This window comes from Flavobacterium sp. KH_001, assembly GCF_057840745.1.
Genome location: NZ_CM174520.1, coordinates 1,095,638 through 1,109,979, shown reverse-complemented (window position 1 = coordinate 1,109,979; position 14,342 = coordinate 1,095,638). Strand labels below are relative to the sequence as shown.

Sequence of the window (14,342 nt, the reverse complement as noted above, 5' to 3'; positions counted from 1 at the left end):
AGAGATCCGAAGTTTTCACTGTTGTCTATAAAGTAAAACGTCGCTTAGATCACTGAGGGATTGTGTTAGTTGATTACTCTCCTAATTCCATTTTTTAGTAGAATTTCGTTGAAATTTATTAATAAACCAAGTTTATATTTTCCGAGTTTTAAGTAAGTTAGGGTTTGGGCTAAATGAATTTCATTTAGTGATTCAACACTTTTAATTTCTACAATAATTTTATTTTCTACTAACAAATCAAGACGATATCCACAATCGAGTTTTATTTCTTCGAAAATTACAGGCATACTCTTTTCTTTTTCTACTAATAAATTTCGTTGAACCATTTTATAAAACAAACATTGTTTATAAACATTTTCTAATAAGCCCGGACCAAGTGCCTTATGAACTTCGATAGCTAATCCAATTATGATTTTGGATAAATCATTTTCCGTCATTTTACTTTTATTTAATATAAGCGAATCTAAAATTAATAATTAATTTCTTATAAAATTTTAACTTAAAAAAGATCTTTTTTATATGACATAACGCTTAGTGAACTTCAATGCGTGCATTTTTGAAATTCTAACTCCTTTACTTTGTGAAATAACTTTGAGCCCTTTGTGGTAAAAAATCTTTCCACGCAGGTAATTCTTTATTAATATTCATTTCTGTTTTCTTACATTTGAAGCTATGAAAGGAATTAAGATTATTTTTTGGATTTTGTGGCGCATATGGTTTTACGTTGTGATGGCCATTCCGATATTGATTATGCTGCCGTTTCTGTTGATTTCTATTATATCGGAAAGCGGTTATCCCTATTTCTTTAAAATGGCCCGCATTTGGGCTAAATTCATCCTTTTTGGGATGGGTTTCTATTACTTAGTCGAGCGTCAACAAAAACTTGAAAAAGGAAAGAGCTATATGATTGTTGCCAATCATACTTCCATGACAGATATTATGCTGACATTGGCGGTGGTTAGAAATCCATTTGTTTTTGTGGGAAAGAAGGAACTCGTTAAGATTCCGTTGTTTGGATTTTTCTATAAAAGAACCTGTATTTTGGTGGATAGAAATTCTTCAAGGAGTAAAAATGAAGTTTTCAAAAGGGCACAAAGCCGACTTAATCAAGGACTTAGTATTTGCATATTTCCTGAAGGAGGAGTTCCGGACGATGAAAGTATTTTATTGGATGAGTTTAAAGACGGTGCTTTTCGATTAGCGATTGATCATCAAATTCCGATTGTTCCGATTGTTTATCCGGACAACAAGGAAAGATTCTCCTATACCTTTTTAAGTGGTAGTCCGGGGAAAATGAGAGTAAAGATATTCCCTTTTATAGAAACTAAAGGATTAACCGGAGAAAGTAGAAAAGAACTTCGGGATAGGGTCAGACAAGTGATCTACAAAGGCTTGCTTGAGTTTCAAAAAGTAAAAAATAAAGAATAGTTTAAAATTTAAAAGCCGGCTAATTACTAGAATTAGTCGGCTTTTCTTTTGAATTAAAACCCCCCATTTTATATTCAAAAAGTTATCTATGGATAATTTTTTCTGAAATAAAGCGTAATACTTTTTTAAATTTTAGTTTGGTTTTTTTACGGTTTTTATTCAACAACACTTCTAATTTTTCTTTCATAGTAAAAGACTTTAAGAGTTGATAATAAAGAGTTTGGTTAGAACTCAAGTTAACGTCATAATACTATAGAGAGCGAAAAATAAAAAAGGTTGCGTCGAAATGAAATATTTCTTTTAAAAAAAGAATAAAAACCCGTCAGCACCAAACAAGCCAACGGATTTTTATTTAAAACAAATCAACCAAATTTATTCTAAAAACCTTCGAATTGGATACTTATAACGATACCCAATTCTTATGTCTCTCTATAAGATGGAATTGTTTTAAAAAGGTTGCGTCATTTTTATTATTATTTTTAAAATAAAAAACCCGACAAGTTTTAAATCTTGTCAGGTTGTATGTAAAGCCTTGTTTTAAGGATATTTATATAAGATTTAAGCGTTTGCTAATTCTTTGATATGTGCTTTAATTTTAGCTTCTAATTCGTCAGCCAATTCTGGATTGTCTTTGATTAAAGCTTTTACAGCATCACGACCCTGACCTAATTTAGTATCGCCATAACTGAACCATGATCCTGCTTTTTTAACGATCTCAAATTCAACAGCCAAATCAAGAATTTCTCCTGTTTTAGAAACACCTTCTCCGTACATAATGTCGAATTCGGCAGTTTTAAAAGGTGGAGCCACTTTGTTTTTTACAACCTTCACTTTAGTTCTGTTTCCAATTACGTTTTCTCCATCTTTAATTTGAGAAGAACGACGAATATCTAAACGTACTGAAGCGTAGAATTTTAAGGCGTTACCACCCGTTGTAGTTTCAGGATTTCCAAACATAACACCAATTTTCTCTCTCAACTGGTTGATAAAGAAAACAGTACAATTTGTTTTACTGATTGTTCCTGTTAATTTTCTCAAAGCCTGAGACATCAAACGTGCATGAAGACCCATTTTAGAATCTCCCATTTCACCTTCGATTTCACTTTTTGGCGTCAAAGCAGCAACCGAGTCAATAACCACAATATCAATTGCTCCTGAACGAATTAAGTTTTCAGCAATTTCTAAAGCTTGCTCCCCATTGTCTGGTTGAGAAATGATTAAGTTTTCGATATCAACGCCTAATTTTTCAGCATAGTTTCTATCAAAAGCGTGTTCAGCATCTATAAAAGCAGCAATTCCGCCCGCTTTTTGAGCTTCGGCAATCGCGTGTAAAGTTAAAGTTGTTTTACCAGAAGATTCTGGTCCGTATATTTCGATAATTCTTCCTTTTGGATAACCGTTTACCCCAAGAGCTAAATCGACACCAAGAGAACCTGAAGAAATAGTTTCAACTTCTACAATGGCTTTATCGCCCATTTTCATTACGGTACCTTTTCCGTATGTTTTATCTAGTTTGTCAAGCGTAAGTTGTAACGCTTTTAATTTGGCATCTTTCTCTGAACTCATCTCTTTTTTTTCTTTTTCTTTCATCTAAATTTTTATAATTCTTTCATTCTCAAAATAAATCAGAAATTAAATAACGTACTGACTTAGATTTGTATCAGGCTTGTAATTTTGTAAAAATACTTCTTTTTTTTGAAGTTTATTGTTCCAAATTGTATCAAAATGTACTATAAAAATAAAGCCTTTAATTCTGTAGCTTCTTCTGGTTTTATTTTCCCTGCAAGCAGTAAACTCAACTGTTTACGACGTAAAGCAGCATCAAAACGCTGAATTTCTAAGTCGGTTTGTGGTATAATTGCCGGAACTTCGACAGGTCTTCCGCTATCATCCACCGCAACAAAAGTATAAATTGCTTCGTTGGCTTTTGTTCTGCTTCCGGATTCACGGTCTTCTACCCAAACATCAATAAAAGCTTCCATAGAACTTTTAAAAGATCTGGAAACCTTTGCTTCTATTGTCACTACGGCTCCAAGGGGAATGGCTCTGTTAAAAGCTACGTGATTTACAGAAGCTGTTACTACAATTCGGCGTGAATGTCTGCGGGCAGCAATACTGGCGGCGCGATCCATACGGGCTAATAATTCACCACCAAAAAGGTTGTTTAAAGGATTTGTTTCGCTCGGTAAAACTAAATCAGTTAATATAGTCAGCGATTCTGAAGGATGTTTTGGATTCATTTTTTTTGAAGTTTAATTGCTGTTTGCTATAGCAAACAATTTATTTTTTGCCACTGATTAAAAGATTTCAATGATTTTTTCAAATCTTTTTAATTTGTGAAATCTGTGGCATATTTTTTAATTCAACCAATAAACAGCCATAACGGCCGGAATAAAATAAATTACAATGGTTCTTGCGCCATCGTAATCTTTGGCCAAACGCTGACCAAAAAGCATCATTAACAAAGAAATACATGAAAAAATAGCGCCGTAAAAACCAAATTCACGACCACTATTTGTTAATAATTGTATCGCGCCAACAACACATAAAATTCCGGAAATTAATTCTAAAACTAAAAGATGTGCAAGGGCAAGCGGTACTTGGTTTTTTAATGGTGTTTTGGCAAAATGTCCTTTGAGCCATTCAACATTATCTTTCCAGTAAAAAATTTTTTCATAGCCTGATTGTAAAAAAGTTAAGGCTAAAAAAGCTAACAGTAAAATGGAGGCAACATTATTCATTTGGAAACTATTTTTTATGAATTAAACGAGTCAGTTTTATAGATAAATCAGTTAAAATTATTTTGGCATTTCCGTTTCTTTCAATGTGATACATCGCATCTGAAAGTTCTTTAAAAATGTCATGAATGTTGTTCCCGTTTACAAAAGGAGCAAAATTTTCTAGTTTGAATTTGTCAACTCTTGGTTCAATGTAAACTAAACTCGGAGCTTCATAATTTAGCAAAAGCGCCTGTCTGAACATTTCGATACAAAACTGAATGAATTTTTTCTGGCTTTCACGACCTAAACCTGCAATTTCTTCACTCCAGGTAATTAAGTCCTGAATCGCGGCTGCATTTCCTTTTGCCCTAAATGCGGCCCGTACCCAATTGACAAACCATTGCTCAAAAGGATACTCTGAATCGTCTTCTTTTAATAAAGAAAGTGCTTTGTTGAAATTTCCCTGAGCCTGGTGCGCAATTTTTTTGGCTTGGTTTGAATCGATATTTTCCTGAGAAACGAGTGCTTCAGTAATTACTTTCTCAGGTAAACCATTAAAGTGAATTACCTGACAACGAGATCGAATGGTTTGTATAATATCTTCTTCGTTTTCAGAAATTAGAATAAAAATAGTTTTATCTGATGGTTCCTCTAAGAGTTTCAATAATTTGTTTGAAGCGGCGATATTCATTTTATCGGCCATCCAGATAATCATAATTTTATAACCGCCCTCGTATGATTTAAGCGAAAGTGATTTTAAAACTTCCTGAGCATCTTCTACCCGAATTTCTCCTTGTTTGTTTTGAACGCCCAACATTTTATACCAGTCAAATAAACCTCCGTAAGGCATTTCCTGAATAAAAGTGCGCCAGTCCTGAATGAAATCCAGACTCTTTGGTTTTGTTTTTACATCTTCAGTGGTAACTGTCGGATAGATAAAATGCAAATCGGGATGTGAAATGTTTTGAAACTTGAGATTGCAGGAATCGTTGCCGTTTTCGTTTTCATTACCAGTGTTGTTGCATAAAATATACTGCGCGTAAGCAATGGCGGTAGATAATGTACCACTTCCTTCTGGTCCAATGAATAATTGTGCATGCGGAATTCGTCCTGAAGCAGCACTTTTTATCAAGTGACTTTTGATGTAATCCTGACCTAAAATTTGTGAAAATTGCATGAAGCAAAGATATAAGAAAATGATATAGTCAAAAATTTTCGTGAAAAAGTTTATTAGGCTACTTTTTATTTCTGTTTTTTATTTAGGTTTTTAACTTAATTTTTTTCGTTTTTGATGTTAGCTTTTGTTAATACAGGGATTAATTGAGAGAGATATTAAGAATATTTTGTTAATAGTTTTTTTGAAAAAGCGATAATTATGGTTTTTTTTTGGTTATAATTTTGTAAAAACCAATAATTGTTATGTGTAATATCTTACAGTTTTGGTTTTAACTATTTTAACAAAAAGCTCGTTAAAACGCAGATTTTCTCGACATAAGACTAGATTTTAAGTTTTTTTTAAGGATTTTTTTTGAAAAAAGAAATCAATAAAGTTGCAATTTAAGTTAATTTATATATTTTTGTTTTCATCAATAACAACTATAAATAAGAATCTATGAAAGGGAAAATTATTTTATTTAGTGCACTTTTTTTATTGACAACCGGAGGCATTTCTGCGCAGGCAAAAAATGCTCCGAGAAGTATAATTAGTACAACAGCTATCATCCGTAAATACCATGATCAAAAAGAACTGAGTGGTATGCAGAAAGGTGAGCTTTTGGAATTATACATTGAGCGTATAAAAGTTTTAGTGAAAACTCTCCCTTACATTGCTTTGGTGACTAAACCAGGCGTTACGATGGCCGACTTAGGTATTCCGGATGATTCTGAACACAAAAAAGTGTTAGACGGACAAGCAGTTGGTACAACAGCATTCTTAGATACAACAGTAGAATTTCAGAGAAAAATGATGCCTTATTCAGACAAAGGAAATTTGATCGCTGCTATTTTATTTTACGAAAGCACATTGAAATCTTTACATGAGTTCAACGATTTGAACGAAATGTAATAAAAAAATATTTTTTAAAACCTTTTTCAAAGTTTTTACGTAGATGAGCTAGATTTCATAAAACGTTATTTTGAAAGAGATATAAAAAACAACTCGTTCTCGATGTGTTCTGCGTAATATCAGAAAACCCGGGATGAGTTTTTATCATTTACGCATACCCAAATTTATTATTAACCGTAATACCCCCTTATCATGAAAAAAATTACTCAAATGATCTGCGTGCTTTTGACAGTTACTGCTATGAGTGCTCAACAAGAGAAAGGAATTATGGGCTACACTAATTGGTTGAATAACTGGACCGAATTTAAGCCTAACAAAGTAGAGTATGGAGAAGCAAACCAAATTTTAGCAGGAAACATTTCTGTTAATACTAAATTGCTGAAGAGGAATATTTATGTTTTGCAAGGAAACGTTTATGTTACAAACAACGCTGTTTTAACAATCGAGCCTGGAACTTTAATTATTGGTGATTTCGAAACAAAAGGAACATTGGTAGTTACAAAAGGTGCTCAAATTATTGCAGACGGTTTAGAAACTGACCCAATCGTATTTACATCAAACCGCAGCCAGAAAAAAGCTGGAGACTGGGGAGGTCTTGTAATTCTTGGTGATGCTCCAATCAATAAATTTGGAAATGTAGGTTCTTATAACTTAGATCTTGATCCAACGCTTACTACTTACGGTGGTGACAATGCTGCAGGAAACTCAGGGATTTTAAGATATGTAAGAGTAGAATTTGCTGGAAAAAAAGTAAAAGGAGCTGATACTTTCAATGGCTTAACACTTGCTGGTGTTGGAAGTAAAACTATTGTTGAAAACATAATGGTTAGCTATTCTGGTGGTGACTCATTCGCTTTCTTTGGAGGTGATTTTAACGCTACTAAATTAGTTTCATATAAATCAATCAACGACGATTACAAATTTACTCAAGGTGTACAATGTCGTTTATATAACTCTTTAGCAGTAAGATCTTCTTATTTATCAAGTAATAAAGACGGATCTCGTTGTATGGAAGTAAAATCATTCGAAAAGAAAAATGAAACTGATTTTACAAAAAAACAAACTTTAGTTGTAGCCACAAATATTACAATGCTTAACGACAGTGAGAACATCAAAGCTGATATTCAGGCTGGTTTAGTAAAAGAGGCAATTTATGTTGCTGAAACTGCTTCACTAGAAATGAAAAGAAGCGTAATCTCTGGATTTAATCCTGCTGTTTTATTAGACAGCAAAACAGAGATTAACGATGCTAATCTTAAGAAAATCAAAATTGAAGAAATGTATTTAAACCTATGTAATGGAAACATCTTTACAGAATACAATTCTAACAATGAAGATTTAGAAAGCTGGTACGGAAACCCTGTGTTTTTCAATGTTATGTCACAAAGTGATAACAAAGAAACATTCATTGACATCTACAATGCTAAAAAGCCGGATTTCAGATTACAATTAGGAAAAATCACAGCGTCGAGCGGCAACAAATAATTGATTTCGATTTTTATTTTAGAGCGTAAATTTTATTAATAAAGTCCCCAGACACAATTTATGTATCGTCTAATACCGGACTAAATAAAGATCAAAACATAATGGCCCCAACTATAAAAAAGTATTTTATTTATACAATATTTTTGGTATCTCCTATTGCTTTAAGTTTACATGCACAAAGTACAGAAGCCAGCAAAACTGCTTCTTTTGCTACTAAATGCAATACAACAGCGTCAATAGTTTTAAACCAAAATAATGATATAGCTGATAAACGTTTCAGCAAATTAGATGATAATTCTAATCAGTTAATAGCAGGGCTATCCATCCCCAAGGATAGCCTTTCTATAGCGACTGAAACGAACAATCAGTCTACTACAAATTGTCAGGAGAATTCATCGATTACAGCTTCTTATTCTGTTCTTGCAAAGGATATTATTGAGAACTATAAATATGACTTTTCTGAAACATTTATCGATATTCTGTTTTTTGAAGATATAGACTTAGCAAGAACTCGTACTATATGATTCAAAAAACTACTTTAACTTTTACTAATTTTTTCCTTTTATTTAGTATCCTTTTCTGTGCTAAATCAACTTTGCATGCCCAATCTATAACGCCAAGTATTTTAACTTTTGACAGAATTTGTGCTGGAGGTTCTACTAATCCAACGTACAAAGCATCATTTACTTACTCAGGTTATGCCGCAGGGACAACATTCGAAGTTGAATTATCAGACAAAACAGGAAGCTTCACGACACCTACGCCTGTAGTTTTTGTAGGTGAAATTGATGATGCGCCAGATAAGAAGACAATTACGTTCTCAATTCCATCAGATATTGTTGGATCAGATACGTACAGTTTAAGAGTTAAAAGTTCAGGAGGACAGCCTGCGAGCAGCAGTTTCTTTTCTTCAACAGCAAAAAGACAGTTCCCTGTTTATTATAAAATTCATGATAAACAATACACAATTAATAATTTTATTGGGGATGCTACTTTTTGTTCAGGAGGTAGTCTTGTATTGTCTATCGACCCGGATCGTACTAGTCCCGAAAATGATTCCCCTTTAAAGTACTCATCTTTATCATACAATTGGTATAAAGACAATGGACCTACTGTACTGCCAACTCTAATGGCCGGAGCTAGTGGACCATCATTTACTGTTACTGCTCCAGGAACGTATTATGTCGAAACTAATTACGGTACTTGTACATCTCTTTCTTATTCAAATCGTGTAATTGTTACTACTTCGGGATCTGGCTCTGCAGTAACTATCAATTCTAGTTTAGGAAACCCTTTTTGTGCTAGTGGATCAGGAACAGTCTTAACAGCTACTTCTGGAAATAGTTATGTATGGAAGAAAGATGGTGTAACTATTAACGGAGTTAGTACTCGTACTTATACAACTAATGAATCAGGAACATATTCTGTAGAAGTTGATTTTGGTGGTTGTAAAGCTTCAGGATCTATAAATCTAAGCAGTAATGGTTTTAATGCCAGTATTGATGTTGCAGATACGGTTTCACTTGATGAAGGTGAAACGATAAACGTTACTGTTACTACTGACGCAACAAGTCCGTCTTACGAATGGTATTTAAATAACAATCTTATTGACGGTGCAACGACAAATACCTATCTGGTAGCCGCAGTAGGTAATTATAAAGCTAAAATTTCTCAGGCCTCAGGATGTATTGCTACAAAGGAGTTTTCTTTTAAAGTTACCGGACCAGCCCCACCGACATCGGTAATTCCTAACATAGTAAATTTAAGTGGAAGTTATCCATATTGGAACATTCCTGATGCATATAGAACAGCGACTACCAAGTTGATAATTATTAGCTCAAACGGAGAAATCATGTTTGATGATGTTGGAAGTAATTATGATCCCCAGGTCAATTCGTTTATTAAAGATTTTAAAAATGTAAATCCAGTTTACTACTATGTCATTCAAGCAGACACAGGTGAAAAAAAAGGATCAATAACTGTGATAAAATAATATGAAGAAAATCCTACTATTCATAACTTTATTTTACGGTTTTTCAAATTCACTCTATTCCCAGGAAACTTCTGAGAATGGAGTTGTTTCGTTTTCATTACCTATCAGAAATTCATTAAAGTTTAATAGATATTTAATCAATCCAACATTTAGTTTTGTTCGCGAATCAAATCCTTATGTAAGTTTTTATAACAAAAGACAATGGGTTCAGTTTGATGATGCGCCAAATACTTATTTATTCAATTACTCCGGTCGTTTCAGAGAAAACGAAGCTTTTGCAGTTGGCTTATTTCAGCAAAATTATGGTCTTATGACCGTTTTTGGCGGAGTAGTCAATTTTGCTCATAACATCGTTTTACAGGAAGATAGTAACCTAACATTTGGACTAAACGCAGGAGTATATAAAAGTGGTTTAGACAAGGGAAAAATAGTTTCTGACGACCCAACTATTCTAAACGGTGATTATCCTTCAAATACATTACTTACAGTAAATCCGGGTATCAATTACGGTACTGCTCTTCTTGATTTCGGATTATCGGTAAACAATCTTATTCTTTACAATTTTGGTACAGGAGTAGTAAAAGATGATCCGGAAAGAGCGATCGAATTACACGCTATGTATACTGGATATCTTGATAGCTATGGCTTTTTTGACAGAAGTAAATTTTCAGGAATCATAAAAACAGAAATTAAAAAAGATAAAACAGTTCTTTCAGGACTTGCCATGATTGCTATTCCGCAGGGAGTATGGGCTCAGGCAGGATACAATACATTATACGGAATTTCAGCAGGGCTTGGTGTAAATATTTCACCAAGCATTGCTGTTGAATACAACTACGAAAGAGGAATGGGTGATTTGACAAATTTAGGGGGTTCCCATGAATTTGTAATTGCGTATAAATTCAAAAGTAAAAATTACTATTATGGAGATGATGATGAAGGTTCACTTATCGATCCTACTAAATCAAAACCTGTAATGGCCAAAAAAACGACTGCGCCAGTTACCAGAGTTGACGGAGCAGAGAAAGCAAAATTAGCTGCTGAAGCAAAAGCCGTGGCAGATGCAGAAGCAAAACAAGTAAGACTAGCCGCTGCTGAAAAAGCAAAAGCAGACGCTGAGGCTGCAAGAGTAAAATTATTAGCAGATAATAAAGCTAAAGTTGATGCTGCAGAAGCACAAAAATTAAAATTAGCTGCAGATGCTAAAGCGAAAGCCGATGCTGTAGCTGCTGCGAGAGCGCAAACAGCAAATGCGAATAAAGCAGTTTCAACAGAACAAAAGACACAAGCTCAATTAGCGGCCGATAAAGCCAGAGCCGATGCTGAAGCACGCAGAATAAAATTAGCTGCAGATAATAAAGCAAAAGTAGATGCTGCTGCTGCTGCGAGAGCACAAGCATTAACTGCAAGCAAAACAGCAACTGGAGAACAAAAAACAGCGGCACAATTAGCTGCAGACAAATCTAAAGCAGATGCTGAAGCCGCAAGAGCGAAAGCGGCCGCTGCTAAGCAAGAGCCACAAAAAACGGAGGCACAATTAGCTGCTGACAAATCTAAAGCTGACGCAGAAGCATTAAAAACAAAATTAGCGGCAGATGCTAAGGCTAAGGCCGATGCTGAAAATGCAGCGAAAGCAAAAGCAGCAAGTGTAGCGGTTACACCACAAAAAACAGCTGCACAATTAGCTGCAGACAAAGCAAAAGCGGATGCTGAAACACTACAGATTAAGTTAGCTGCCGACGCAAAAGCAAAAGCGGATGCTGCAGAAGCGAAAAGAAAAGCGGATATAAAAGCAAAAGCGGAAGCTGCAGATCTTCAATCCATTTTAGCCGCAGATGCAAAAGCAAAAGCAGATTCAGATGCGTATCAGGCAAAATTAGCTGCTGAAGCAAAAGCAAAAGCTGCTGCTGATTCAAAAACTAAAGCAAATATTGATGCTGCAAATAAGGCAAAGTTAGCTGCTGATGCAAAAGCAAAAGCCGCTGAAGAAGCTGCACTAAAAGAAAAATTAGCTGCTGATGCCAAAGCGAAAGCTGATGCAGAAGCAAGACAAGCGTTAATCGCTGCGGAAGCAAAAGCAAAAGCGGATGCCGAAGCATTGAAAATAAAACTAGCTGCTGATGCCAAAGCAAAGGCTGACGCAGAAGCACTACAAGCAAAATTAGCTGCCGATGCTAAAGTGAAGGCCGATGCTGATGCGCTACAAGCAAAACTTGTTGCTGATGCCAAAGCAAAAGCTGACGCAGAAGCATTACAAGCAAAACTTGCAGCAGATGCTAAAGCCAAAGCTGACGCAGAAGCATTACAAGCAAAAGCGGATGCAGAAGCACTACAAGCAAAATTAGCTGCCGATGCTAAAGCAAAAGCGGATGCAGAAGCATTACAAGCGAAACTAGTTGCTGACGCGAAAGCGAAAGCTGATATGGAAGCATTGCAGGCAAAATTAATTGCTGATGCAAGAGTTAAGGCAGATGCTGAAGCTACTGCAAAAGCAAAAGCTGAAGCAGAAGCAAAAAAATTACAAGAAGCTGAAGATGCGCGTCTGGCAAAACTTGCAGCTGATGCTAAAGCGAAAGCAGATGCAGAAGCACTACAGGCAAAATTAGCTGCCGATGCCAAAGCAAAAGCGGATGCAGAAGCATTACAAGCAAAACTTGCAGCCGATGCTAAAGCTAAAGCCGATGCGGAAGCACTACAAGCAAAATTAGCTGCCGATGCTAAAGCCAAAGCAGATGCAGAAGCATTACAAGCGAAACTTGTAGCCGATGCTAAAGCTAAAGCCGATGCGGAAGCATTACAAGCAAAATTAGCTGCCGATGCTAAAGCTAAAGCCGATGCGGAAGCACTACAAGCAAAATTAGCTGCCGATGCTAAAGCCAAAGCAGATGCAGAAGCATTACAAGCGAAACTTGCAGCAGATGCAAAAGCGAAAGCCGATGCGGAAGCACTACAAGCGAAATTAGCAGCCGATGCTAAAGCGAAAGCGGATGCAGAAGTACTACAGGCAAAATTAGCTGCTGATGCCAAAGCAAAAGCGGATGCAGAAGCATTACAAGCGAAACTTGCAGCAGATGCAAAAGCGAAAGCCGATGCAGAAGCTCTTAGAGTAAAACAAGAGGCTGATGCCAAAGCAAAAGTGGAAGAAGAAGCATTACAAGCGAAATTAGCTGCTGATGCAAAAGCCAAAGCAGATATGGAAGCTTTACAAGCTAAACTGCTTGCCGACGCTAAAGTAAAAGCGGATGCGGAAGCTACTGCAAAATTGCAAGCTGAAGCGGAAGCAAAACAATTACAATTAGCAGAAGAAGCTCGTTTAGCAAAATTAGCAGCCGATGAAAAAGCCAAAGCTGATGCAGAAGCCCTTCAGGCAAAACTTGCGGCAGATGCTAAAGCCAAAGCGGATGCAGAAGCATTAAAAATAAAACAAGCAGCTGATGCGAAAGCGAAAGCTGAGGAAGATGCTGTGAGAGCTAAACTTGAAGCTGAGGAAAAAGCAAAAGCCGATGCAGACGCTCTTCAATTAAAATTGGCTGCCGACGCTAAAGCAAAAGCTGATGCGGAAGCATTACAAGCCAGACTAGCTGAAGAAGCAGAATTGAAAGCTAAGTTAGCAGCAGATGCAGCAGCAGCAGCAGCAGCGTCAGCTCCAAAAGATGATTCGGCAAAAGAAATCGAGGCTTTATCAAAAGCTATAGATGCAGCAATTACATCACAAAAAGAGCTTTATGCACAGTTTACAACAACAGTGGCCAAAAAGCAAAAAGACCTGGATGATCTTAGGGAAGAAAATGATTTAAGTGAAAAAGGAATCTACAGAGAACCTAAGCCGTTTAAAAGTGTTGCTGCAGAAAATAGTCAGTTAGAGGCTTTCAAAGTACAGCTTGCTGATGCAAACAGAACATCAAAAGATGAGCTTATCAAGCTTACCAATTTATATAACCAAAGATTAAGAAAAGTTCCAAATAAAAATGATGCTTTAAACAAAGCTTATCTTGAAAAGATAAACCAATTAAAAGCGGCTCAATTACAAATGGAACAAGATAGTGCTGCGTTACTGGCGAATTTAGAACGTATCAAAGCGGAAACTGAGATCGAGAAAAAACGTAGAATTAAGCGTGCAGCTTATGAAAATGATGAAGGAAGATACAATCAGGATGTTGCAGCTCTTAAACGTATTAAGGAAAATACAAAAGTAAGTAGTACACCATTAACGGCAAGTGATTTTGATTTTGGTGAAGATCAGTCAAATATGCAGATCATCAAGAACATCAAAAATTCTGAAAATGGTTATTATATGATTATTGCAGTTCACAGCAGTGTTGAAAAAAGAGATGAATTCCTGACTAAAGCAGTTGCTGCAGGAAGATCAGATGTTAATTTCTTTTACAATATAGCGACAAGTAAATATTATATCTATTACGAGAAATTTGACGGTTTATCAGAAGCAACTAAAGCATTAGAAGCAAAAGGTAACAAGCCATATAACGGGAAAATGGCTATCGTTAAAGTGGAGAATTAATAAATAAGTTTAAAGAGTTGGTCCTTCTTAATTGTTAAGAAGGACACATTAAAATAAATATTTTAGAATACTAATTTTTTTATTGTCTAATGCCCCTTAGAGGATGAAATGTAAGTAAACAAAAAGATGACT

At 35.5% G+C, this 14,342-nt stretch carries 11 protein-coding genes; 6 read left to right on the top strand and 5 right to left on the bottom strand.

Going from position 1 to position 14,342, the window contains the following annotated elements; genetic code table 11:
* Positions 1-65: 65 nt before the first annotated feature.
* Complete coding sequence (locus AC3ITQ_RS04945; protein WP_489237056.1) at positions 66-437, bottom strand: GxxExxY protein; 372 nt, start codon at positions 435-437, stop codon at positions 66-68.
* A gap of 235 nt (positions 438-672) precedes the next feature.
* Here AC3ITQ_RS04945 and AC3ITQ_RS04940 point away from each other — a divergent pair, with 235 nt between their 5' ends.
* Positions 673-1,428, top strand: coding sequence for a lysophospholipid acyltransferase family protein (locus tag AC3ITQ_RS04940; RefSeq protein WP_489237055.1), 756 nt, complete (start codon positions 673-675; stop codon positions 1,426-1,428).
* 558 nt (positions 1,429-1,986) lie between these two features.
* On the opposite strand, the gene recA is transcribed toward AC3ITQ_RS04940, so the two are convergent.
* The 4 genes from recA to AC3ITQ_RS04920 all read right to left on the bottom strand — a co-directional run bounded on the left by recA (position 1,987) and on the right by AC3ITQ_RS04920 (position 5,325).
* Positions 1,987-2,994 (bottom strand): recombinase RecA, encoded by a 1,008-nt coding sequence (gene recA / locus AC3ITQ_RS04935; RefSeq protein ID WP_029271301.1) that lies wholly within the window; start codon positions 2,992-2,994, stop codon positions 1,987-1,989.
* Positions 2,995-3,158: 164 nt separating this feature from the next.
* On the bottom strand, positions 3,159-3,668 hold the full coding sequence (locus AC3ITQ_RS04930) for an acyl-CoA thioesterase (protein WP_194656448.1): 510 nt from the start codon (positions 3,666-3,668) through the stop codon (positions 3,159-3,161).
* Positions 3,669-3,785: 117 nt separating this feature from the next.
* Complete coding sequence (locus AC3ITQ_RS04925; RefSeq protein WP_026982373.1) at positions 3,786-4,169, bottom strand: DoxX family membrane protein; 384 nt, start codon at positions 4,167-4,169, stop codon at positions 3,786-3,788.
* Positions 4,170-4,176: 7 nt separating this feature from the next.
* The gene (locus AC3ITQ_RS04920) at positions 4,177-5,325 is read right to left on the bottom strand and encodes a DNA polymerase III subunit (RefSeq protein ID WP_375030967.1); all 1,149 of its coding nucleotides are present in this window, start codon (positions 5,323-5,325) and stop codon (positions 4,177-4,179) included.
* Positions 5,326-5,760: 435 nt separating this feature from the next.
* Between AC3ITQ_RS04920 and AC3ITQ_RS04915 the strand changes: the two genes are divergently transcribed.
* The 5 genes from AC3ITQ_RS04915 (at position 5,761) to AC3ITQ_RS04895 (ending at position 14,210) form a co-directional block, all read left to right on the top strand.
* The gene (locus tag AC3ITQ_RS04915; RefSeq protein WP_194656450.1) at positions 5,761-6,213 is read left to right on the top strand and encodes a hypothetical protein; all 453 of its coding nucleotides are present in this window, start codon (positions 5,761-5,763) and stop codon (positions 6,211-6,213) included.
* 192 nt (positions 6,214-6,405) lie between these two features.
* Positions 6,406-7,698 (top strand): hypothetical protein, encoded by a 1,293-nt coding sequence (locus AC3ITQ_RS04910; RefSeq protein WP_489237054.1) that lies wholly within the window; start codon positions 6,406-6,408, stop codon positions 7,696-7,698.
* Between the two features lie 101 nt (positions 7,699-7,799).
* Positions 7,800-8,222, top strand: coding sequence for a hypothetical protein (locus AC3ITQ_RS04905; RefSeq protein WP_489237053.1), 423 nt, complete (start codon positions 7,800-7,802; stop codon positions 8,220-8,222).
* Positions 8,219-9,691 (top strand): gliding motility protein SprC, encoded by a 1,473-nt coding sequence (gene sprC, locus AC3ITQ_RS04900; protein WP_489237052.1) that lies wholly within the window; start codon positions 8,219-8,221, stop codon positions 9,689-9,691. Before AC3ITQ_RS04905 ends, sprC begins: the two co-directional genes overlap by 4 nt.
* Before the next feature lies 1 nt (position 9,692).
* A complete protein-coding gene (locus AC3ITQ_RS04895) occupies positions 9,693-14,210 on the top strand; it encodes a PorP/SprF family type IX secretion system membrane protein (protein WP_489237051.1) in 4,518 nt (1,505 codons plus the stop codon).
* The last annotated feature ends 132 nt before the right edge of the window (positions 14,211-14,342 follow it).